Genomic DNA, 22,211 nt, shown 5'->3' on the forward strand with positions numbered 1-22,211 from the left:
ACGCCAATCCCGGTGCCGCTATTGAACGGCACGATTGAGATTATCCGGCTGGAAGGCTTGCCAGGCAAGCAGTTGGGGCAGGAATAGGGCTGTGCTTTGAGGCAGTACGTAGAGTCCGCTGCGCGGATGATGATTTTCATAGCCGGGACTGCCCGGCGGCAGGGAGGGATATTTACCCGGATGTGCCACCGCCAAATATCCTAGTCTGGCTTTGGGCGCCCGCGGGGGGCCAAGGCTCGAGGTGAGGCTGAACTCGCCCTGCGCAAACATCGCGGGACAGAGTCTCTCTCGAAAACATTACTCAAGCAATTGAAATTGTTGGATTATTTCTAATTTTAAAAATTAAATACCAACAAATGTACCAACATTGATGCGCCTTTGGTCAAAGTCAGCTTGATTGGACTCAAGACGGTGTGAAGGTCGGTAGTCTTTGAAAGGATAGAATTAGTTCTCTAATGTATTGAATTTATTTAGTTTAATTTTTGAAAGCTATTCCATGGCCCTCGACAGGAATCAACTTAAAATTACAAACAATTGAATTGATTTATATTTTATTTATTTTTGTTAAATACCTCTTATGTACCCCAAGGGTTTAGCCTTGGTGACGGTAGGCTAACAAAAGCTCTGCTGTCTTGATGAGTTTATTGACCATAATCAAGTCAAGGTACTGTCTTCGTCGAGGTGATTTGTCTCAGTTCCTTAGTAGATTCATTTAATTTTGAATGCGTATTTTTAAATTTTTCCCATTACTATTTTAATCTAGTTTGGATGAGTAAGTTTAAATATTTATACGCGAATAAAATAAACTTTATAATTTTTTATACTTAGCTCTTTAAATAATCTTGCAAGACTACATTTTGCAAATAAAGGCAAGTTGTTAATATCTCTTCCCATTGAGACTAAGCAAAGTGTGTAGTCAAATGATTGCGGTTTGTCTTTTAGCCATTCGGTCCCAAGTTCTGGGTATTTCTGTTCTACCTTCTCGGCTAGTTTTTTTCTAAAAAAATCATCAAGACTGAAAAAAAGATCAACTGTTCTGTTGACTTGCTCGCTAAGATGGCTGCAGTGATTTGATGCACCTATGTTTTTGACAAAAAAAAGTGTTTTCGATTGCATGTCCAATATGTCGCAAAACTCAAATTGAGATTTTTTGTCTCCGACGAAAATATTTTTAGCATCAAAGCTGTAAACTCCTTTGCTTGGATTAGAGCAAAGTTCATTGTAATCTTTTTCGCACTCATTCCCCCATTCTCTTAGTGGGTGGTTTTCAATGGCTGGTATTTTCTCAATTTCACGATTGATTCTTTTTATGAAATCATCAGATGCTTCATACCATTTTCCACCTGAGAGAATGTAGCTTCTATTTTTTCCATTATTTTCTAGGCAAGTTTCAAATGCAATGCATTCATATAAAGTACATTTTGATATTTCCTTATTCTCAGAGTTGAAAATGTGCACGGTTGTATGGTTAGCGTTGTCAATGTTGGCCTTTTTTCCTTTGCTACTTAACATACTTAGCCAGCTTTGTATTGTTAAATAGTAATTAGTGGGGTGAGTATGTTTCCCCTTCTTTCTTAGTGGCCCTATGTAATAACCACTTGGAGTTAATGATTCACTACGTTTCATTGTTGGCACTGTTAAGATTATTTTTTTTACAGCGTCAGCATCTTGAATCTCATTGTCTAATATCTCATCAAGTTTTTTTGTGATTTCATTGTCTTTTATAATGGTTAAGTTATCTAGTTCTGGCCATCTTTCCTTGTAGTCTTTAGACTCTTCAAGTTCGAAAATCAAGTTAAGAGCATCCGTTATTTCTGAAAAATCAATTGTCACTTTTAAAGATGCTCCTCCTTTAATTGAGTGACCTAGGATTTCTGCTATATTTTTTTCTGGCTGCCCTTCTATTGAATAAACTAAATCTCGATCCGCCGCAATGTCAAATGTCGCAAAATCAGTTGGTACTGGTGCTCGTTCATTGGATGAGTGCCAGGCAGCAAAAACTTGCTCTGCTTTTAGTTCGCAAAGCTTGTTGCGCGTGATTGCATTCAAGGTAACTCTTTTCCCAAAATCCGGTTCTGCCCAATTTGGTTTTATTGAAGACCAAGCATGACCAAATGTAATTGCATAGAATTTTAATTTGTAATGAAGAAATATTATCCCTCCTGGATGTTGTCCTTTTAATTCAAATGAATCATCTTTTAGAATTGTTTGTATTATTAAAACCCATTCAGGTGTTTCCGGAGCTGATGGCATTGGGAAAAAGTATCCGGAAAATGGAAGTTTTTCTGAAAGTTGTATTCCATTGTGGGGTGGGAATTTTTTCTCTATATCTGATTTATATCTATCTTTTAGAAGATATATTGTCACCTCTCTGCGGAATTTTTTATTAATAAGTGAGTTTCTCAAGGTGATCTCCTTTACTTCATATTATTCAAATAATAGCTGCCTTTGTGTGATTTTCAAGAGATTAAAATTGATATAAAGATTGAAGAAAGCTATTTTATATAATTTTTAGCTGTAAACGATTTGCTTTAAGAGTCGCGGTGAATATATTGAAATGATGAGTAAGGGAGATTTTAATTTTTCTAATGGTTTAATTAAAGCATATAAATTAATCTAAATTTATCTAAGCCTGATCGGAAAGCTGTTTTTGTTAAATTTCAACATCTATTATGAATTTAAAAAATGATAATCTAAAATGATATGGCTGTTTGTCATTGAGAAGTTTTTATGAAAGGAATGGTGCGAAATGAAAGAGCCTGGACTGGATGGCCGTCATAGAGATAAAGATGGAAAGATTCAACAAAAGCGGAGTGATACATTAAATAAAAACTTGCCAAAGCCAGGGCCGTAGATACCGTCTTTCACGTCAAGCGGCTCTTGCGTAGTCGGCCCGGTAAGGTTGGCGTGTTTTCAGCACGCCAAAGCACAGATGGACAAGCTTGCGCATAGCTGCTCCCAGGGCGGACATTTTCGTCTTGCCCCGCGCTAATAATCGGTGATACAGCGCCTTAACATGTGGGTTGTATCGTATGGCGACCACTGCTGCCATATACAGCACGGCTCGAAGGCGCGCTGGCCCAGCTTTGGATAGGTGAGCTCGGCCCAAGAGCGAACTGCCTGATTGACGTTCCACTGGCACCAAACCGAGATATGCGGCCAATTGCTCGGCGCTGACGAAATGATGGGTATGCATGATGGCCAGAAGATTGCTGCCCGACTGCGGGCCAATGGCCGGAATGCTGCTCAACAGGGCCAGGTCCGCTTTCAATTCCGGGTGACGGTCAATATGGTCGTCGATATCCTGCTGCAACTTGGCCAGTTGTGTTCCGATAAACGCAATCGACTCGATCAGCGACTGCTGAATCAGCTCTGGTGTATCGGTGGCTTCGGCTTTTTCTTGCCGATTCAGCTCACGGCGAAGATCCTGCTGCAGCGCCTCGCGCCGAGCCAGCAACGCCTGTAGCGCACGGGCTTGCCGGCTGGGAGGAATCCAGGCCATAGGTTGGAGCAAGGCTCCATAACGCGCCAGGACCAAACTATCTACGCCATCGGTCTTGGTTCGAATCGCCAAGCCTTTAGCGAAGTCGCGGATTTGCGCCGGGTTGATGATGGAAACGATCACACCGGCATCGCACAAGGCGATGGCTGCTTGTTCGTGATACACGCCGGTGCCTTCCATCACGGCATGAACCTGCCGGGGCTCCAGGCCTTGCTTGGTCAGCCATGACAACAGAGCATGAATGCCGGTTTTATCGTTGCTCACGCATTTGGCTTTGCGTTTGTTGGCGGCATCCAGCAAAAGAGTGCAGTCCAGTTTGGCTTTGGCTACGTCTATTCCGAGATAATGCATAAAGCGGGTCCTCACGGAAAATGCCTAATCGCCCATTTGCCTTGTGCATGCAGGGTCGAACCCTTGGCTACCGTTCAGTGTCGGATTTGGCGATGAGGTGGAGTCGAAGGCTTTATCTACGGCTCAAGGTCTGGCCTTAAGGTTGGGCCCAAGCTGCTTCGGCTCCAGGCAGTGGCGGCTCACCACTACCGATTGCAAGATACAAGGTTGGGCTGAGTAACACGAAGCCCAACGTTTACCGAGACAACCTAAGCACAGTGAGCGTTAGTTAACCGTAGCTGCTAGTGGATTGGGGCAGAGCACGAGCCGAGCTAGTAGATAGGTATGGCCTCGCTTGAGGCATGTCGGGCAGGGAAATGCGGGGGAGGGCAACATCTCAGCCCTGCCTAGGGGGAGGGGCCCCGGCCCGAAACAGACAACAAAAAACCGCGGGGCTTGCGCCGTGCGATTGTTTTGCGTTGCATGATGTCTTGTGGTGCCAGAGTCTCTATCGAAAAGTTTGATTAAATCATTGTTATTATTTATTTTTTAATGATGTGGGAAATGGGTCTATACGAAAAATATACACATTCTGAAATGGCAGCTTTCGACCAAAAGCAGTCATTATGCGGTGAACGGTTCGTTCAATGACTGTCGGTAAGCTTGAGTGGAACTTTATTGGGGTTCCTTATTTTTCCACCCGAGCATAGGGGCTTTGAACACACCACCGGTGGCTACTATGGCGTCCATTGCAGCCTGCGAAGGAAAATGCTCTGCATATTGACTCCATTTTGTTGCCAGGACGTGCTCTTCCCACCATTTTTTTGGGTCAAGCTGATTAACCTTGCCGTTGAAGACTGTTTTGAATTCGTAACCTTCTGAGCGAATAAGCTCGACTGCTTTGATCAGTGCATTTTCATAGTTCTCAGCAGAAACATAATAAAAAGCAATTGCTTCTAGCCAGTCAGATGGCATCTCAGTGTTAGCACCGCGGCACACAATTAGCGGACACTCGAATAGACTCAGGCCTTCAATGAGCAATGGATTGCAATTGGTTTTAATATCGCTCGCCATGTGTTCTGGCAGGGCTTCTAGAAACAGAATATCCAACGGAATAACGCCAGAGCATGCGCCTGCGATTTCATGCTTCTTGGCCTCAGTGATACCTTCAGCTGAAATTACAAACAATACTCGAATTGTTTGCTCGCTTTTGTACTTGACTCGAGCCAGGTATGCATTTTGTATGGCCGGAAAGCGTAATAGGCGGATGGCAAGCTCCATACGAAGGGCATTTACTCCTTGCCCCTGGATGTCGCCTACAATCTCAATTGCAGAGGTGTTTTGTTCAAGCGTTTGAACAGGCTTCTCGCCAAAAAATTTTCTAAACAATTCAGTTGCACTCAATTCTCATAGCGGTTATTTAACGTACCTATTTCCAAAGAAAACAGTTTGAGTCTAGATAACTCATTTAGCTATCCTAACCTCCCATGTGATGTCAGTTTTGGCTAAATCCTTAATCATTTTGGGTGACTTTCCCACTGGCTGCTTCTAGCCGGGAGCGGTCTAAAGCTAGTGGCTGCAGGCGACCCAAGTCGGTTGTTGCTGACCTGTAGACGCGGACGTTCAGGAACCTAAAAGGAAAAGGGCACTGTGTGGTGCTTTATCGCGCAGCATCCAGCGACAGGAGGGAGTGGCCTAATGCATCGGGAAACGGCTCAAATCGCCTCAAACTGAAGCCCTGACTCGCAAACATCGATACGCCACTCAAGAAAGCCCACCCGGGGCTCGCAAAGTAAGCGAATTGTTTTTTCTCCATCCATATCAGAAACGTTTTCGACTAGAACCACATCGCCTTTACATGGCCCGCGCTCGTTCAGCCAATCGGCACAAACAATTTTTGACTGATCTATTTCGATTACTTGGAGAGTCATGCCGATAGAAAGATTTGTCATAAAAAATCGCTAACAGTTTTTATACCGACACTGGGGTCCATATAACAGATGGAGTGGCTGCTTTCGAGTGCAGTCCAGAAGGGTGGCTTCTGGCCGCTAGCTGCCATCATTACCTTCATTTAACACGATTGTCTTCGACCCAATGGGGGAATGTACATGCCAATGAGAGCTAAGTTTTATATAAAGAACTCTTCTTGGGGAACGTCTAAATCCAGTGCCCCAAAGAAAAAAGTAACCTTTGCACCTCTCATGAATGGAAGTAGTTCAAGATCACCTTGAATGCTGTCATAGAGGGTTTGTGCGCTATGACAGGAAAAGACCGCCTCGGCATCTCCACCGTCAATTGCCATGTCATCTCCCAAATACTCTCTAACCCCGTTTTTCTCAAGAATTGGGCGTAACTTATTAATAAAATCGCTATAAGGAATAATGTCTCGGATACTGTGCGTAAAATATATAATAACGTGTTCCATCGAATGCCCCCAACTCTTGACCTTAATATTGTGCGGCTGCTTTTGGCCGTTAGCTATCGATTGTAAACCGCGTCTTCCCTGCCGCCCAGCCAGGCACACACACCTAAAATCCCCCCGAAACCGTGGATTTTACCCTAAGACCCGCTAACAAAACCCCTTGATGCCAGATAGGCCCAACCACATCTAGCGAGGATGAAACGAAAAGTCGTCAGTCAGAAGCTCTGGAAGTCTTTGCAGCTGCTACTTCCTCCGCCACCGCGCTCCCGCCAGGGTGGGCGGCCGCGGCTGGATGATTTTGCAGTCCTCAACGGCATCTTGTTTGTTCTCACCACCGGCATTCCTTGGGAGGACCTCCCGCAGGAACTCGGCTTTGGCAGTGGAATGACCTGTTGGCGAAGGCTGCGGGATTGGCAAGCGCAAGGCATTTGGGACCGCCTACACCTGGCTCTGCTGATACAACTGCGCCAACACGATCAAATTGATTGGAGCCGGGCCAGCATTGATGGGGCTAGCGTTGCCAGCCCCCGGGGGGCCAAGAGACCGGCCCCAACCCCACCGATCGAGGTAAATGCGGCAGCAAACGGCACATCATCGTAGATCGCCGAGGTTTGCCACTGGCACTGAGCATTACCGGCGCCAACCGGCACGACTCCATGGTCTTCGAAACTTTGGTCGATGCGATTCCTGCCGTTCCTGGTTTGCCAGGACGGCCCAGGCAAAAGCCTTACAAGCTGCATGCCGACAAAGGCTACGACTACCGTCGTTGCCGTGAACACCTGAGCCGACGCGGAATCTTGGTGCGAATTGCTCGTCGCGGGGTGGAAAGCAGCGAGAGACTAGGTCGCCATCGCTGGGTGGTAGAGCGTACCCATTCTTGGCTAGCTGGCTTCGGCAAATTGCGCATCCGCTTCGAGCGGCGGCTGGATACGCATTACGCCTTGCTCAAGCTGGCTTTCTCATTGATATGCCTGCGATTTATCGACAGGTTTTGTTAGCGGGTCTAAGCGCAGTGAGCGTTGGCAACCGTTGATGCTAGTAGATCGGGGCAGGGCGCGAGCCGCGCTAGTCGATAGGAATGGCTTCGATTGAGGCATGCCAGGTGGAATGCGGGGGGAAGGCAACATCTCAGCCCTGCCTAGGAGGAGGCTTCGGCCTAAGATAGACAACAAAAAACCGCAGGGCTTGCGCCGTGCGGTTGTTTTGCGTTGCATGATGTCTTGTGGTGCCCAGAGTCGGACTCGAACCGACACGCCTTGCGGCGGGGGATTTTGAATCCCCTGCGTCTACCAATTTCGCCATCCGGGCGACACCTGCGAGACACGGATATTAACCTTGCGCCAACGGCTTGTAAATAGTTGGCGCTCAGTCTTTTTTCAGTTTTAGCGCGTGGTCGTACAGCTGCTTGCGGTTGGCGCCGGTGATCTGGGCGGCCAGGGTGGCGGCCTGCTTGGTGGGCAGCTCCGCCGCCAGCAGCTGCAGCACGCGCAGCGCTTCGGCCGGCATGTCGTCTGCGCCGGGGGCTGCGGCCGGCGCGGCGTCCAGGATCAGCGCGATTTCGCCGCGCTGCTGGTTGCTGTCGGCCTTCACCCATTCCAGCAGTTCCGCCGCCGGCAGCGCGTGGAAGGTTTCAAAGGTTTTGGTCAGCTCGCGGGCTATCATCACCCGGCGTTCGCCGCCCAGTTCCGCCACGATGTCCTGCAGCGCGTCGACGATGCGGTGCGGCGCTTCGTAGCAGATGGTGAGGTGGGGCGCGTCCAGCCATTGCTGCAGCGTCTTGCGGCGCTCGCCGCTTTTGGGCGGCAAAAAGCCGTGAAACAGGAAGGTGGGGGCGGTGAAGCCGCTGGCGGACAGCGCGGCGATCACGGCGCTGGCGCCGGGCAGCGGGCGCACCGGGTGGCCGGCGGCGCGCACGGCTTCCACCAGCCGCGCGCCGGGGTCGGACACCGCCGGGGTGCCGGCGTCGGACACCTGGGCCACAATCTGGCCTTCGCCCAACCAGCGCACCACTTGTTCGGCCATGCCGCGCTCGTTGTGTTCGCGCAGGCTGACCAGGCGCTTGGCGCGGATGCCATATGCGGATAGCAACTGGCCGGTAACCCGCGTATCCTCGGCGCAGACGACGTCGGCCGCTTCGAAGACCGCCAGGGCGCGGGCGCTGATGTCGGCCAGATTTCCAATGGGCGTGGCCACCACATATAATGTGCCGCGACAGAAACTTTCCCTGGCAGCATCAAGCAGGTGGGCGAACGACGTATGCAAAGACTGACTCCGCTGTTGGTTGGCGTCTTGTTGACTTGGTTGGCGCCGGCGATGGCGCAAACCCCCGACTATATCATTCAAAGCAATAGCGCGCCGATCCGCGCGCTGAGCGCGCCGCCGGGCCAGACGCCGCGGCTGGCGCCGGCCCAACCCGTGGCGGCCGCGCCATTGGCGGCGCTAGCCAGCGCGCCGGCGGCCAGGAGCGCGGCCCGCGCCCGGGTGCGCATAGGCGTGATCTTGCCGATGGAATCGTCGGCGCTGGGCGAGGCCGCGGCGGTGGTGCGCAGCGGCGTGGAGGCGGCGGCGCAGGTGGAGCAGAACGCCGAGCTGGTGAGCGTGGACGCCACCACCGACAACGTGGTGCAGCGCTACCGCGCCGCGGTGGCCGACGGCGTCAACGTGGTGATCGGCCCGCTGTCGCGCGAGGCCATCGCCCAATTGGCGCCAGCGGTGACGGTGCCCACCATCGCGCTCAATTCGATCGACCGCCAGGCGGCGGCCAATCCCAAGCTGTTTTCGCTGTCGCTGGTGGTGGAGGGCGAAGCCCGCCAGCTGGCGCGGCTGATGCGCGACGACGGCCGCGTCAATCCGCTCCTGGTGGAGGGCGGCGACGCGTTGTCGCAGCGGCTGGCCAAGGCGTTTGCCGACGAATGGCGCGCGCTGACCGGCAAGGACGCGCAGCGCCGGCCGTTTGACGGCGGCAACCTGCCGGCGCTGCTGGAGGCCAGCGGCCAGGCCGATGCGCTGGCGCTTGCGCTGGACGCCGCCCAGGCGGCGAAGCTGAAGGCGGCGCTGACGCCGGACATGCCGGTGTACGGCACCTCGCAATTGAATATCGGCGGCAATCAGCCGGAGCTGGCCGGCGTGCGCTTCATCGACATGCCGTGGTTCCTGATGCCGGACCATCCGGCGGTGAAGCGCTACCCGCGCCCGGCCGCCGCGTTGACGCCGCAAACCGAGCGGCTGTACGCGCTGGGCATCGACGCCTACCGGCTGGCGGTGCAGATGGCGGCCGCCCGCCCCGGCGCGGTCATCCGCCTGGATGGCGTGACCGGCGACTTGAAGCTGGGGCGCGACCGGGTGTTCGAGCGCCAGCTGCCGGCCGGCGTGATGGGCGGCAACGCGCTGCGATGAACCAGGCCGGCCGCGAAGCCGAAGACCGCGCGCTGGCGCTGCTGCAGGCCCAGGGCCTGCAACTGGTGGCGCGCAACTGGCATTGCCGCGGCGGCGAGATCGACCTGATCATGCGCGAGGGCGCGTGCCTGGTGTTCATCGAAGTCCGCCATCGCGGCGGCAGCCGCTTCGGCAGCGCCGCCGACAGCATTACCCAGGCCAAGCAGCGGAAACTGCTGCTGGCCGCCGAGGTCTATCTAGCCAGCCACAAGATCGATGCGCCCTGCCGCTTTGACGCGGTGGTGAGCGTGGGCGGCGCCAAGCCGCAGTGGCTGAAGAACATTTTCACGCAGTAAGTTTGAGAGAAGGGATCCCCCAATGGATCTGATTGACCGGGTCAACGGCCATTTCCTGGAAAGCATCGCCGCCAAGCAGGAGGCGATGGAGCTGCTGTCGCCTGGCGTGGCGGCCGCCGCGGAGCGGATGGTGGCCTGCCTGATGAACGAGGGCAAGATTCTGGCTTGCGGCAATGGCGGTTCCGCCGCCGACGCCCAGCATTTCGCCGCCGAGATGGTGGGCCGTTTCGAGAAGGAGCGTCCGGGCCTGGCGGCGATTTCGCTGGCCACCGACACGTCGGCGCTCACCGCCATCGGCAACGATTACGATTTCGACATGGTGTTCTCCAAGCAGGTGCGGGCGCTGGGCCATACCAACGACCTGCTGCTGGCGATCTCCACTTCCGGCAACTCCGCCAACGTGATCGAGGCGATCTACGCCGCCCACGAGCGCGGCATGAGCGTGATCGCGCTCACCGGCAAGGACGGCGGCAAGATCACGGAAATCCTGTCGCCGGAAGATATTCATTTGAACGTGCCGTCGCTGCGCACCTGCCGGATCCAGGAAGTGCACATCCTGCTGATCCACGCGCTGTGCGACGCCATCGACTGCATGCTGTTGGGAGGGGAATGAAATGAAGCGTAGCGTATTCGCATGGTTGCTGGCCGCCGGTTGCGCCAGCGTGTTGAGCGGTTGCGTCGGCCTGGTGGCCGCGGGCGCAGCCGGCGGGGCGCTGGTGGCGTCCGACCGTCGCACCAGCGGCGCCTATGTCGACGATCAGGCGATCGAGCTGAAGTCCGGCGAGCAGATTGCCAGCCGCCTGCCGTCTTCCCACGTCAACCGCACCAGCTTCAACCGCGCGGTGCTGCTCACCGGCGAAGTGCCCAGCGATGAGGCGCGCCAGCAGGCCGAGCTGATCGTGCGCGGCATTCCCAATGTGCGCCGCGTCTACAACTACACGGTGGTGGCGCCGGTATCCGGTTTTTCCGAGCGCAGCAACGATACCTGGCTCACCAGCAAGGTGCGCGCGCGGCTGCTGGATGGCAAGGGCGTCAATCCCAACAACGTCAAGGTGGTGAGCGAGGCGGGCGTGGTTTACCTGCTGGGCCTGGTGACCCAGGGCGAGGGCGCCGAGGCGGCGCGGGTGGCCAGCGAAACCGCCGGCGTGCAGAAGGTGGTGACGCTGTTCGAATACATCCAGGATGTGACCCCGGCGCAGTAAGGCGGGGCAAGGGAAGCGGCGGTCCATGCGGGCCGCCGTTTTTTTTGCGGGGCGCATCGGCCCTGCTGCGTGATGAAACGAGAGAGAAAAATGAAAAACAAGCTGTTGTTGCCGCTGGCCTTGCTGCCGGTTTTGGCCTGGGCGGACTGCGGAGCCGGGGCGAAGACGGTGTTCGCCTGCACGACCAAGGCCGGCAAGAAGGTGGAGCTGTGCGATGCGGGCAAAACCATCCGCTATGCCTTCGGCAAGCCAGGCGCGCCGGAAATCGCGCTGAGCGTGGAGCGCAAGCGCGCGAGCACGGGGCAGTGGACTGGCGTGGGTTCGCCGTCCTATACCGTGAATGTGCCGAACGGCGATACGGTTTACACCGTTTTCTGGGGTGTTGACAGGAATGTCGAAAGCCTGCCGGTCGAGGCCGGCGTGCATGTGTATGTGAAAGAGAAGTGGGCGGCTACGGTGTATTGTTCCGGCAAAAAGCCGATTTTGCAGGAAATGGAAGACATCAAGCTGCCGGCTGAGGTGATCTAGCCGGACGGCAGGGCGGCCAGCAGGCCGCCCTTTTTCATACGGTGCTGGCCTGCGGCACCAGCAGGTCGGCGCACAGCACGTGCATGTATTCGTCGATCTCTATCGCCATCGACATCGTCACGCAGGAGCGCGGGTCGGTCATCGACAGGTAGGGCTCGCTCATGTACAGCACGCCGGGCTGGTCCACCGCGTGCTGGAAATAGCTGCGGCGCGACCACACCGCGCCGGTGGTGTCGGCCAGCGGCGCGTAGCGCGGGTCGGTGGCGGCGGTGGACTGGCGGCTGTTGAGGTTGCGGCCTATCTGCCGGCCCTCGCTGTCCAGCAGGAAGCAGCGGATCACGTCCGGCAGGCTGAGCATGGGTTTGGCGGCCAGGTCGAACGGGGTGCCCTGCATCAGCGAGATGGCGCTTTGCACGAAGCATTGCCGCGCCAGCTCGATCTGGCGGCGGGTGAGCTTGCGCTTGAGCAGCGCGTGCGCCATCAGTTCGTCCCAGCGTTCGTCCAGCTTGGGGGTGATGATCTCGTCGCTGGTAGGCTGCTCGGCCGGGTGGGCGATGAAGTAGCCCTGGATCAGGTCGCAGCCGGAATCCATCGCCACCAGCACGTCGCGTTCGGTTTCTATGCCTTCCACCACCACCATCGCACCAATCTCGTGCATCAGCCGCACCAGCCTGGTCAGCAGGCTGCGGCTGCGCGGCTGCTGGATGGCGTTGCGCAGCAGCTGGCGGTCGAATTTCACCAGGCTGGGCTCCAGCTGGCATACCCGCTCCAGGTTGGAGTGGCCGACGCCGAAGTCGTCGATGGCGATCATGAAGCCGTTGTTCTTCAGGATGTTGACGCCTTCGATCAGCGCCTCGTCCACTTCCAGCACGTGCTCCAGCACTTCCAGCACCACCTTGTGCGGCTCCAGGCCGGCCTGGCGGATGTTGTTGACCAGCGCCATCGCGCGGTCGGGGCGCGACAGCGAGGCGGCGTCGAGGTTGAGAAACAGCCAGCGCGGCTGATCGGACGGCAGCTGCAGAAAGCGCTGGATGTGCGCCTGGCAGACGGCCAGGTCCAGCTGGTGGCGCTTTTCCGGCGAGACGGCGGTGTAGAAGGCCTCGGCGGGGCTGAGCGCGACATCGCCCTGCTCGGCACGCAACAGCGCCTCCACGCCTATGCTGCGCCGATGCGCCAGGCTGTAGATGGGCTGAAAGTGGCTGCCGATTTTCAGGCCGGCGTGCTCGAATGCTGTCATGGCGATACTGCCTCCTTGTGTCCGGGCTCTGTTGGTCCGTATCCCCGCTGCTCAAGCAATCGGCATTCCAGTTTAGTGCATGGCCGTTAAAATAAAAAACGGGCCCCAGGGCCCGTCGTCAACGAGTGTTAAGCCGGCGGGAAAAACCACATCCCGCCGGGCCAGCCTCAGTCTTGCTGGATGCCTGCCACCAGCCACTTGCCGCCGGTGTTGCCATCCTTGATGTAGTGCCAGGTTTCGCCAAACGGCGCCAGCGGGGCGTTCACTTCTTCGCTGACCTGGCCGGAGAAGCGCACGCTGGCGATGTAGCGGCCGTTCTCGACGCTGGCGTCGGACAGCTGGCAGTCCAGCTGCGGGAAGTCGGCCACGGCGCCGTTGTCGGCGATGTCGCCGCGCAGCGCTTCGAACAGTTCCGGCGTCAAGTACTTGCGCACTTCCTCCAGGCTTTCCGGCGTGTTCAGGCTTTGCAGGTGCAGGAAGGTAGCCTTGGCCTGGCGCAGGAAGTTGGGGGTTTCGGTGCCGTCGGGCAGGCGCGCAGGCGCGCCGCCGGCCGGCGCCGCGCTGTTGAAGCCGCCGCCGAAGCCGCTGTTGCCGTTGTCAAGGCCGGAGCCGATCTTGGGCACGGCGTCGAAACCGCCGGCCTGGCTGTTCATGCCCTGCGGCATGCCGGCCGGTTGCGGCGCGTTGGCGGCCGGATTGCCCGCTTTGCGGCGGAAGAACATCATGCCGCCGACCAGGGCCAGGCCCAGCAGCGCCAGCATGCCCCAGGGCATGCCGCCTTTTTCCTGTTGGGCCGGGGCCGATTGCGCGGCCTGCTGGGCGGGTTGTTCGACCGGCGCGGCGTTTTGCTGCGCCGGAGCGGCCTGCTTCTCGTTGCCGGAAGAGCCGATCATGTAGCCGGCCGCGGCGCCGACGGCGCCGGCTGCCAGCGCGGTGCCGATGCCCGGGCCGGATTTCTGCGGCGCGGCCTGGGCCGGCGCGCCCGGACGCGGAGCCGGCGCGGCCATCGGTTGCGGCGCCGGGGTGCTGGGTTGATAGGTGCGGGTGGGGGCGGAGCGCTGCATGCCTGCGCTCTTGCCCTTGCCGAGGCGCGCGGCTTCGGCAAAGGGAGTGGCCAACACGGAAACCATGGTGAAGGCGAGTACGATCGTCTTCGCGCGAGTGGTCATGTTTTATTTTCCTGAGTGGTTTGAGTTGCCCGGGTATGACCGGGGAGATGCGAATTAGTTTTGGTTTTATTCAATAATTTCAAGCACCGTGGCGATGTCTTCGCGGATGCCGAAGCGGATATTGTAGCAATACAGCGACACGCCGTAGACGCGACCGGGGTCGTCCTGGTAAGCGGGCCGTGGGTCCTGCGCCAGCACTTGCTCCACCAGCAGCGCCAGATCGGGCGGCGCGGCCAGCGCGGCCAGCTGCCGCAGCGCCTGTTCGCTCCATCGCACCGTCAGCTGCGGCGGCGGGCCGTCGACGAAGCCGCCGCGGGCTTGTGGCCGCGATTCCACGAACGGAATATAAGGCTTGATGTCCACCACCGGCGTGCCGTCCAGCAGGTCGGCGCCGGCCAGATGCAGCCGCACGCCGTTGCCGCACTCCACGCCTGCCAGCTCCACCAGCGACAAGCCCAACGGATTGGGCCGATGGGTGGCGCGGCTGGCGAACACCCCCACCTTGGCGTTGCCGCCCAGGCGGGGCGGGCGCACCAGCGGTTGCCAGCCGCGCGCCATGGTCTGGTGGAAGATGAAGCTGATCCAGACATGGGAAAACTCGGACAAGCCGCGCACGCAGTCGGGGTGGTTGTAGGGCGGCAGCAATTCCAGGGTGACGCGGGCGGCGTTGACCAGCGACGGCTGGCGCGGGATGCCGAATTTTTCGCGGTAGGGCGAGCGGATCACGCCCACCGCTTCGAAAGCGTAAGTCATGCCCGGATTGTAGCATCCGCGGGCCGCGGCGCGGGGCGCGCGCCCCGCGGACTCAACCGATGAAGTGCTTGTTGTAGCGCGCGTTCAGCCGGCTCATCGGCAGCAGCATGAAGAAGTCGGCGCAGTTGAAGTCCGGGTCCCAGGCCGGCTCGCCGCAGACGTGGGCGCCGGCGCGCAGATAGCCCTTGATCAGCGGCGGCAGCGGCACCGGCGCGGTGTCGTCCACCACTCGGTCCAGCGGCAGCGGCAAGTGCGGAAACACCCGCCATTCCGCCGGCGCCAGGTATTGGCCCTCCAGCTGGCGATACAGGCTGACCGCCTGGTGGCCGCCGTCGGTCAGCGACACGCTGGCGCAGCCGGCCAGGTATTCGCCGCCTCGCTGGCTCACGTAGTCGGCCAGGCCCGACCACAGCAGCGCGATCACCGCGCCGGAGCGGAAGTCGCGGTGCACGCAGGAACGTCCCATTTCAATCAAGCCATCGCGCAGATGGGAAAGGCGGGACAGGTCGAATTCATGCTCGGAGTACAGGCGCGGCGCGCGGCGCGCGTTGGCGGGGGACAGCATTCGGTAGGTGCCGACCACCATGCCGCTGTTGTGGTCCTCGACGATCAGGTGGTCGCACAGCTCGTCGTATTCGTCGCAATCTATGCCCAAATCCCGCGACGCCAGTTCCGCGCCCATTTCGCCGGCGAAAATGTCGTAGCGCAGCTTCTGCGCGCGGCGGATGTCTTCGGCGCCGGCGGCCAGGCGCACGGCCAGCCGCGGTTTGCTTCTGCCTGCAAGCTGTTCATTTAGCAGCATGTTTTGCCCCCTGTGGTGATGAGCCACATGCTAGGGGGGCTGTTTGACGCGCTAATGTCCGCGCGATGACCTTGTGATGACCGTGGCTTGACGATAGCGTTACGCGCTTGGATTTATTGAAATCAAGGACTTATCAGCTAAACCGTTTTGGCGTAGAATAGGCCGTTTTTCCGCCAGATTTGCTCTTTCAGCCATGATTTATCCGACAAGCTTCGACGTGATAGTGGTGGGCGGCGGTCACGCCGGCACCGAGGCCGCGCTGGCCGCGGCGCGCATGGGGTGCGCCACCCTCCTTCTGACGCACAATATCGAGACCCTGGGTCAGATGTCGTGCAACCCGTCGATCGGCGGCATCGGCAAGGGCCATCTGGTGAAAGAGGTGGACGCGCTGGGCGGCGCGATGGCGCTGGCCACCGACATCGGCGGCATCCAGTTCCGCACGCTCAACGCCTCCAAAGGCCCGGCGGTGCGCGCCACCCGCGCGCAGGCCGACCGCATCCTGTACAAGGCCGCCATCCGCGAGATGCTGGAAAACCAGCCCAACCTGACGCTGTTCCAGCAGCCGGTGGACGACCTGTTGATGGACGGCGACCGCGTCGCCGGCGCCATCACCGCCATCGGCATCACCTTCCGCGCCAAGACCGTGGTGCTGACCGCCGGCACCTTCCTGTCCGGCAAGATCCACGTCGGCCTGGAAAACTACACCGGCGGCCGCGCCGGCGACCAGGCGGCCAGCACGCTGGGCGCGCGCCTGCGCGAATTGAACCTGCCGGTGGGCCGGCTCAAAACCGGCACGCCGCCGCGCATCGACGGCCGCAGCGTCGATTTTTCCGTGATGGAAGAGCAGCCGGGCGACACGCCGGAGCCGGTGTTCTCCTACCGCGGCAAGCGCGACATGCACCCCAAGCAGTTGCCGTGCTGGATCACCCACACCAACGAGCGCACCCACGACATCATCCGCAGCGGCTTCGACCGCAGCCCGATGTTCACCGGCGTGATCGAAGGCGTCGGCCCGCGCTATTGCCCGTCGATCGAAGACAAGATCAACCGTTTCGCCGACAAGGACAGCCACCAGGTGTTCCTGGAACCGGAAGGCCTGACCACCCACGAATTCTATCCGAACGGCATCTCCACCAGTCTGCCGTTCGACATCCAGCTGGCCGCCGTGCGCTCGATCCGCGGCATGGAAAACGCCCACATCCTGCGCCCCGGCTACGCCATCGAGTACGACTACTTCGACCCGCGCGGCCTGAAGGCCTCGCTGGAGACCAAGGCCATTCAGGGCCTGTTCTTCGCTGGCCAGATCAACGGCACCACCGGCTATGAAGAAGCCGCCGCCCAGGGCCTGCTGGCTGGCCTCAATGCCGGCTTGTACGTGCGTGAGCAAGCCGCCTGGTGCCCGCGCCGCGACGAGGGCTACCTCGGCGTGCTGGTCGACGACCTGATCACCAAGGGCGTGTCCGAGCCGTACCGCATGTTCACCAGCCGCGCCGAATTCCGCCTGCAGCTGCGCGAAGACAACGCCGACCTGCGCCTGACCGAAATGGGCCGCAAGCTGGGCCTGGTCGGCGATGCGCAATGGGACGCCTTCTGCCGCAAGCGCGATGCCGTCGAGGCGGAAAAGGCGCGGCTGGCGACTACCTGGCTGCATCCGTCCAAACTGCAGGCCCCGGACGCGCTGGCGAACGTGTTGGGCAAGCCCATCGAACGCGAATACACGCTGTCCGACCTGCTCAAGCGCCCCAATGTCGCCTACCGCGACCTGATGTCGGTGCCGGACGCCGCGGCCGGCGCGCCGGAGCTTGACGAGGTGGTTGCCGAGCAGGTGGAAATTCAGGTCAAATACCAGGGATACATCAACCGCCAGAACGAAGAGCTGGCGCGCCGCGACAATCTGGAAGACATCCGTCTGCCGGGCGACATCGACTACAGTCTGGTGAAGGGCCTGTCCAAGGAAGTGCAGCAGAAGCTGAACCAGCAGCGCCCGGAAACCATGGGCCAGGCTTCGCGCATCCAGGGCATCACCCCGGCCGCCGTCGCCCTGTTGATGGTGCACCTGAAGCGCGGCTTCACCGACGCCACGAAAACCGCATGACACAACATATCGCAGAATTGCAGCAAGGGCTGGCCGCGCTGGCCCTGGACTTCACTGAATCGCAGCAGGTTTTGCTGCAGCGCTACCTAGCGCTGCTAGTGAAATGGAACCAGACTTACAATCTCACCGCCATCCGCCAGGAAGAGCGGATGGTCAGCTATCATTTGCTGGACAGCCTGAGCCTGGTGCCGCACCTGGCCGGCGGCGCGCGCATGCTGGACGTCGGCTCCGGCGGCGGCATGCCGGGCATTCCCACCGCCATCGCGCGGCCGGATATGCAGGTGGTGCTGTTGGACTCTAACCACAAGAAAACCACCTTCCTGCGCCAGGTGGTGGTGGAATTGGGCCTGGCCAACGTCCAGGTGGTGACCGGCCGCGTCGAGGCCTATCAGCCGGAGCAGAAGTTCGATCGCATCACCAGCCGCGCGTTCTCGGAACTGGCCGAGTTCGTCAAGCTGACCCGCCACCTGATGGCTGAAGACGGCCAGTACGTGGCGATGAAGGGCGTGTATCCGTATGAGGAAATCGCCTTGCTGCCGCAAGGCGTGGCGGTTTCGGAGGTGCTGCCGGTAACGGTGCCGGGGCTGGACGCCGAACGCCATCTGGTGAGGATGGTGCTGCAATGAATCCACGCGTGATCGCGGTGGCCAATCAGAAGGGCGGGGTGGGCAAGACCACCACCGTCGTCAATCTGGCGGCCGGACTGGCCGAGCTGGGCAAGCGGGTGCTGATCGTCGATCTGGACCCGCAGGGCAACGCCACCATGGGCAGCGGCATCGCCAAGCAGTCGCTGGAGAAATCCGGCTACGACGTGCTGCTGGGCGAGGCCGGCGTGGAGGAGGCGCGCCAGGACGCCAAGGCGGGCGGCTACCACGTGCTGCCGGCCAATCGCGATCTGGGCGGCGCCGAGCTGGAGCTGGTCAACGAACTGGCGCGCGAGGCGCGGCTGAAGAACGCGCTGGCCGAGGTGGAGGACCAGTACGACTACGTGCTGATCGACTGCCCGCCGTCGCTGAACCTGCTGACCCTGAACGGCCTGGTAGCCGCGCACAGCGTGCTGATTCCGATGGTGTGCGAATACTACGCGCTGGAAGGCTTGTCCGACCTGGTGTCCACGCTGCGCAAGGTGCGGCTGGCGGTCAACCCCAAGATCGAGATCATGGGCTTGCTGCGCACCATGTTCGACGCCCGCAACAATCTGTCGCAACAAGTGTCGGCGCAGCTGGCGCGCCACTTCGGCGACAAGGTGTTCCAGACCGTCATCCCGCGCAATGTGCGCCTGGCCGAGGCGCCCAGCCACGGCTTGCCGGGGCTGGTCTACGATCGCAACTCGCGCGGCGCGCAGGCTTACCTGACGCTGGCGCAAGAGCTGATTGAACGACTAGAACCCGCAACCGCAACTCCCACCGTCTGACAATATGGCCAAACTCAAAGGATTGGGGCGCGGACTCGACGCGCTCCTGTCCACCGTCGACACGGTGGACGACAGACTGACTTCCCTTCCCATCGACAGCATCCGCCCCGGCAAATACCAGCCGCGCAGTTTCATGGACGAAACCGCGCTGGAGGAGCTGGCGGCTTCCATCCGCGTGCAGGGCATCATCCAGCCGCTGATCGTCCGCGATCTGGGCCTGGGCGACTACGAGCTGATCGCCGGCGAGCGCCGCTGGCGCGCGTCGCGCAAGGCCGGTCTCGTCGAAGTGCCGGTGGTGATCAAGAGCGTGCCCGACGAAGCGGCGCTGGCGATGGCGCTGATCGAGAACATCCAGCGCCAGGAGCTGGATCCGATCGAAGAGGCGCAGGGCATCAAGCGCCTGATCGACGAATTCGGCCTCACCCACGAGTCCGCCGCCGACGCGGTCGGCCGTTCGCGCAGCGCGGTGTCCAACCTGCTGCGCCTGTTGGTGCTGCCGCAACCGCTGCAGCAGATGATGCACGAAGGCCAACTGGAGATGGGCCACGCCCGCGCTTTGCTGTCTCTGCCCACCGTCGCGCAGCTGGAGCTGGCGCAGGAGGTGGTGCGCAAGGGGATGTCGGTGCGCGAGGTGGAGCGCCGAGTGCAACAGCATGATGCGCAAAAAACCACAGTTGCCGCGCAACAAAATCGCGTCGATCCCGATGTCGAGCGGCTGGAAAACCAGGTGTCGGAAGCGATAGGCGCCAAGGTCAGCATTCGTCATGCAAACGGCGGAAACGGCAGGCTGGTCATAGAATATGCCAGCCTGGACGAGCTGGACGCGCTGCTGGAGAAACTGCAGAAAAAACCTCAAAAATGAGAATGTTGCGCCGCAAAATAGGCCTGGCGGCGAAGTTGACGCAACTCAAGCGCAAAGCCTATAATCCAGCGGTTTTTTTGCACTGGCAGTCATGGTAAATCCGGAAGTGAGGCGCGTGCTGCGCCTGCAGGCCAGCCTGGTCGGGCTGGCAGTGCTGATTTCGCTGCTTGTCGGCGCCGGCAGCCTGGTGGTGGCAGTGTCCACCTTGCTGGGCGGGATCGTGGTGCTGGTGCCGGCCCTGGTGTACGCCAGGATCGCCTATGCCAAGCGGCATGTTCCTCCCGCGGCGTTGATCAAGGCGCATTTTCTGGCCGAAGCGGTAAAGTTTTGCCTGACCGTACTACTAAGTGGCGCGGTTTTGGCTGGTTTCAAGGATTTGTCCGTAGTCGGCTTTCTCGGTGGGTTCTTTGCCGCCATCTCCGGCTACGGTTTCGGGCTTCTAATCAAAAATTGAGAAAAGAGCGATGGCAAGCAACGCAACTGATTACATCAAGCACCACCTCACGTTCTGGAACTCGGACCCGTCGGCCGGCTTCTGGAGCCTGCACGTCGACACCTTCTCCATCTCCCTGCTGCTCGGCTTCCTGTTCGTAGGCGTGTTCGCCATGGTGGCGCGCCGCGCCAGCATCGAAGCGCCGGGCCGTCTGCAATTGTTCGTCGAGATGATCATCGAGCTGGTGCAGACCCAGGTGCGCGAAGTGTTCCACGGCAAGAGCAAGATGATCGCCCCGCTGGCGCTGACCATCTTCTGCTGGGTGTTCCTGATGAACTTCATGGACCTGTTCCCGGTGGATCTGTTCCCGATGGCCGCGCAATGGATCGGCTACACCTTCTTCGGCCTGGAGCCGCATCACGTGTACTTCCGCGTGGTGCCGTCCGCCGACGTGAACTCCACTTTCGCCATGTCGCTGTCGGTGCTGATCCTGATCGTCGGCTTCTCGATCAAGGCCAAGGGCCTGGGCGGCTGGGGCAAGGAACTGTTGACCGCGCCGTTCCACAGCTCCCACCCGGTGGGCGCCGTGATCCTGGCCCCGCTGAACTTCGCGTTCCAGCTGGTAGAGCTGGCCGCCAAGCCGATTTCGCTGTCTCTTCGTCTGTTCGGCAACCTGTACGCCGGCGAATTGATCTTCATCCTGATCGCGCTGCTGCCCTGGGGCCTGCAGTGGGTGCTGGGCGCGCCGTGGGCGATCTTCCACATCCTGATCATCACCCTGCAGGCCTTCGTGTTCATGATGCTGACCATCGTGTACCTGAGCCTGGCAGTGGAAGCGCACTGATTTACCTGTAGATTCACCATACTTTTTTACCAACCATCCTTGCTTTAAGTCTTAGGAGATACACAATGGAAGCACTCGTTTCTCAGATCCAGTCGATGACCGCTATCGCTGCAGCCCTGATCATTGGTCTGGGCGCTCTGGGCACCGCTATCGGTTTCGCCATTCTGGGCGGCAAGTTCCTCGAGTCCTCCGCTCGTCAGCCGGAAATGATCCCGGTTCTGCAAACCAAGCTGTTCATCATCGCCGGTCTGCTTGACGCGATCTCCATGATTGGTGTCGGTGTTGCCATGCTGTTCACCTTCAACAACCCGTTCCTGGCTGCCGCTCTGGCCGTTGTCAAGGCTGCCCACTAATCCGTCTGCCTACGGATACGTGTAAACGGTTGTTGTAGTCATACTCTGGAGGAAAACAAGCGTGGAATTCAACGTAACACTACTGGGCCAGGCGATCACGTTCGCCATCCTGGTATGGTTCACCATGAAGTTTGTTTGGCCTCCGCTTACCAACATGATGGATGAGCGGGCCAAGCGTATCGCTGATGGCTTGGCCGCTGCGGAACGCGGCAAGCAGGATCTGGAAGCGGCTGAAAAGCGCGTTGCGGACGAAATCCGCAAGGCCAAGCAGCAAGCTACCGAGATCGTGGTTGCAGCCGAGAAGCGCGCCAACCAGATCGTGGACGAAGCCAAGGACGCGGCCCGCACCGAAGGTGCCCGCATCGTGGCCGACGCCAAGTCGGAAATCGATCAGGAAGTGCTGCGCGCCAAGGAATCCCTGCGCGCGCAGGTGGCCGAACTGGCCGTCGCCGGCGCAGAGAAGATCCTGCGCAAGGAAATCGACGCCGCCAAGCACGCCGACCTGCTTGCCTCCATCAAAGCGGAGTTTTAATT

The 22,211-nt window shown here is 58.8% G+C and carries 24 protein-coding genes and 1 tRNA gene; 14 read left to right on the forward strand and 11 right to left on the reverse strand.

The features are described 5' to 3' along the window. Positions 1 to 786 precede the first annotated feature (786 nt). From U6115_RS03120 to U6115_RS03140, 5 genes are all read right to left on the reverse strand, one after another. A complete protein-coding gene (locus U6115_RS03120; protein ID WP_181243192.1) occupies positions 787 to 2,406 on the reverse strand; it encodes a TIGR04141 family sporadically distributed protein in 1,620 nt (539 codons plus the stop codon). Between the two features lie 463 nt (positions 2,407 to 2,869). Beyond that, positions 2,870 to 3,853: an IS110 family RNA-guided transposase gene (locus U6115_RS03125; protein ID WP_047239015.1), complete on the reverse strand. Its 984-nt coding sequence runs from the start codon at positions 3,851 to 3,853 to the stop codon at positions 2,870 to 2,872. Positions 3,854 to 4,507: 654 nt separating this feature from the next. Further along, positions 4,508 to 5,236, reverse strand: a complete 729-nt coding sequence (locus tag U6115_RS03130; protein ID WP_059184236.1) for a hypothetical protein — start codon at positions 5,234 to 5,236, stop codon at positions 4,508 to 4,510. Positions 5,237 to 5,547: 311 nt separating this feature from the next. Beyond that, entirely contained in the window at positions 5,548 to 5,784 is a 237-nt protein-coding gene (locus U6115_RS03135) for a hypothetical protein (protein WP_146008385.1), read from the reverse strand. A gap of 176 nt (positions 5,785 to 5,960) precedes the next feature. Next, a complete protein-coding gene (locus U6115_RS03140; RefSeq protein WP_146008384.1) occupies positions 5,961 to 6,257 on the reverse strand; it encodes a hypothetical protein in 297 nt (98 codons plus the stop codon). Between the two features lie 192 nt (positions 6,258 to 6,449). Between U6115_RS03140 and U6115_RS03145 the strand changes: the two genes are divergently transcribed. Further along, positions 6,450 to 7,252 (forward strand): IS5 family transposase gene (locus tag U6115_RS03145; RefSeq protein WP_101527479.1). Its coding sequence is split into 2 segments (ribosomal slippage): positions 6,450 to 6,777 and positions 6,777 to 7,252, totalling 804 coding nucleotides; the frame shifts between segments, so codons are not numbered across the junction. 225 nt (positions 7,253 to 7,477) lie between these two features. Here the strand turns inward: U6115_RS03145 and U6115_RS03150 are convergent. Next, a tRNA-Leu gene (locus U6115_RS03150) sits at positions 7,478 to 7,562 on the reverse strand. A gap of 57 nt (positions 7,563 to 7,619) precedes the next feature. Beyond that, complete coding sequence (gene rsmI / locus U6115_RS03155; protein WP_043581047.1) at positions 7,620 to 8,450, reverse strand: 16S rRNA (cytidine(1402)-2'-O)-methyltransferase; 831 nt, start codon at positions 8,448 to 8,450, stop codon at positions 7,620 to 7,622. Between the two features lie 60 nt (positions 8,451 to 8,510). Here rsmI and U6115_RS03160 point away from each other — a divergent pair, with 60 nt between their 5' ends. The 5 genes from U6115_RS03160 to U6115_RS03180 all read left to right on the forward strand — a co-directional run bounded on the left by U6115_RS03160 (position 8,511) and on the right by U6115_RS03180 (position 11,715). Next, positions 8,511 to 9,650, forward strand: coding sequence for a penicillin-binding protein activator (locus U6115_RS03160; protein WP_043581045.1), 1,140 nt, complete (start codon positions 8,511 to 8,513; stop codon positions 9,648 to 9,650). Continuing rightward, complete coding sequence (locus U6115_RS03165) at positions 9,647 to 9,985, forward strand: YraN family protein (RefSeq protein ID WP_043581043.1); 339 nt, start codon at positions 9,647 to 9,649, stop codon at positions 9,983 to 9,985. The genes U6115_RS03160 and U6115_RS03165 overlap by 4 nt, the downstream gene beginning before the upstream one ends. A gap of 22 nt (positions 9,986 to 10,007) precedes the next feature. Next, positions 10,008 to 10,598, forward strand: a complete 591-nt coding sequence (locus U6115_RS03170) for a phosphoheptose isomerase (protein WP_043581041.1) — start codon at positions 10,008 to 10,010, stop codon at positions 10,596 to 10,598. A 1-nt stretch (position 10,599) separates the two neighbouring features. Continuing rightward, on the forward strand, positions 10,600 to 11,187 hold the full coding sequence (locus U6115_RS03175) for a BON domain-containing protein (RefSeq protein ID WP_043581039.1): 588 nt from the start codon (positions 10,600 to 10,602) through the stop codon (positions 11,185 to 11,187). A 90-nt stretch (positions 11,188 to 11,277) separates the two neighbouring features. Then, positions 11,278 to 11,715 carry a hypothetical protein gene (locus tag U6115_RS03180; protein ID WP_043581037.1) on the forward strand — a complete coding sequence of 146 codons (438 nt, stop codon included), beginning with the start codon at positions 11,278 to 11,280 and terminating at the stop codon, positions 11,713 to 11,715. 34 nt (positions 11,716 to 11,749) lie between these two features. Here the strand turns inward: U6115_RS03180 and U6115_RS03185 are convergent, their stop codons facing one another. The 4 genes from U6115_RS03185 to U6115_RS03200 all read right to left on the reverse strand — a co-directional run bounded on the left by U6115_RS03185 (position 11,750) and on the right by U6115_RS03200 (position 15,676). Next, positions 11,750 to 12,952 (reverse strand): sensor domain-containing phosphodiesterase, encoded by a 1,203-nt coding sequence (locus tag U6115_RS03185; protein ID WP_043581035.1) that lies wholly within the window; start codon positions 12,950 to 12,952, stop codon positions 11,750 to 11,752. A gap of 167 nt (positions 12,953 to 13,119) precedes the next feature. Then, positions 13,120 to 14,121, reverse strand: coding sequence for a Tim44 domain-containing protein (locus U6115_RS03190; RefSeq protein WP_043581033.1), 1,002 nt, complete (start codon positions 14,119 to 14,121; stop codon positions 13,120 to 13,122). Positions 14,122 to 14,187: 66 nt separating this feature from the next. Beyond that, positions 14,188 to 14,874: a tRNA (N6-threonylcarbamoyladenosine(37)-N6)-methyltransferase TrmO gene (tsaA, locus tag U6115_RS03195; protein WP_043581031.1), complete on the reverse strand. Its 687-nt coding sequence runs from the start codon at positions 14,872 to 14,874 to the stop codon at positions 14,188 to 14,190. A 52-nt stretch (positions 14,875 to 14,926) separates the two neighbouring features. Continuing rightward, a complete protein-coding gene (locus tag U6115_RS03200; RefSeq protein ID WP_043581029.1) occupies positions 14,927 to 15,676 on the reverse strand; it encodes a GNAT family N-acetyltransferase in 750 nt (249 codons plus the stop codon). Between the two features lie 193 nt (positions 15,677 to 15,869). Here U6115_RS03200 and mnmG point away from each other — a divergent pair, with 193 nt between their 5' ends. The 8 genes from mnmG to U6115_RS03240 all read left to right on the forward strand — a co-directional run bounded on the left by mnmG (position 15,870) and on the right by U6115_RS03240 (position 22,209). Beyond that, positions 15,870 to 17,771 carry a tRNA uridine-5-carboxymethylaminomethyl(34) synthesis enzyme MnmG gene (mnmG, locus tag U6115_RS03205; RefSeq protein ID WP_043581028.1) on the forward strand — a complete coding sequence of 634 codons (1,902 nt, stop codon included), beginning with the start codon at positions 15,870 to 15,872 and terminating at the stop codon, positions 17,769 to 17,771. Further along, a complete protein-coding gene (gene rsmG / locus U6115_RS03210; protein WP_043581025.1) occupies positions 17,768 to 18,397 on the forward strand; it encodes a 16S rRNA (guanine(527)-N(7))-methyltransferase RsmG in 630 nt (209 codons plus the stop codon). Before mnmG ends, rsmG begins: the two co-directional genes overlap by 4 nt. Continuing rightward, positions 18,394 to 19,185: a ParA family protein gene (locus tag U6115_RS03215; protein ID WP_043581024.1), complete on the forward strand. Its 792-nt coding sequence runs from the start codon at positions 18,394 to 18,396 to the stop codon at positions 19,183 to 19,185. Before rsmG ends, U6115_RS03215 begins: the two co-directional genes overlap by 4 nt. A gap of 4 nt (positions 19,186 to 19,189) precedes the next feature. Next, on the forward strand, positions 19,190 to 20,047 hold the full coding sequence (locus tag U6115_RS03220; RefSeq protein ID WP_043581022.1) for a ParB/RepB/Spo0J family partition protein: 858 nt from the start codon (positions 19,190 to 19,192) through the stop codon (positions 20,045 to 20,047). 115 nt (positions 20,048 to 20,162) lie between these two features. Next, on the forward strand, positions 20,163 to 20,501 hold the full coding sequence (locus U6115_RS03225) for an ATP synthase subunit I (protein WP_230623458.1): 339 nt from the start codon (positions 20,163 to 20,165) through the stop codon (positions 20,499 to 20,501). 10 nt (positions 20,502 to 20,511) lie between these two features. Continuing rightward, positions 20,512 to 21,324: a F0F1 ATP synthase subunit A gene (gene atpB, locus U6115_RS03230; protein ID WP_043581018.1), complete on the forward strand. Its 813-nt coding sequence runs from the start codon at positions 20,512 to 20,514 to the stop codon at positions 21,322 to 21,324. A gap of 65 nt (positions 21,325 to 21,389) precedes the next feature. Then, entirely contained in the window at positions 21,390 to 21,677 is a 288-nt protein-coding gene (gene atpE / locus U6115_RS03235) for a F0F1 ATP synthase subunit C (protein WP_043581017.1), read from the forward strand. A 61-nt stretch (positions 21,678 to 21,738) separates the two neighbouring features. Further along, positions 21,739 to 22,209, forward strand: coding sequence for a F0F1 ATP synthase subunit B (locus U6115_RS03240; protein ID WP_043581016.1), 471 nt, complete (start codon positions 21,739 to 21,741; stop codon positions 22,207 to 22,209). Positions 22,210 to 22,211: the final 2 nt, after the last annotated feature.

The organism is Chromobacterium subtsugae (assembly GCF_035919665.1).
Classification (GTDB): Bacteria; Pseudomonadota; Gammaproteobacteria; order Burkholderiales; family Chromobacteriaceae; genus Chromobacterium; species Chromobacterium subtsugae.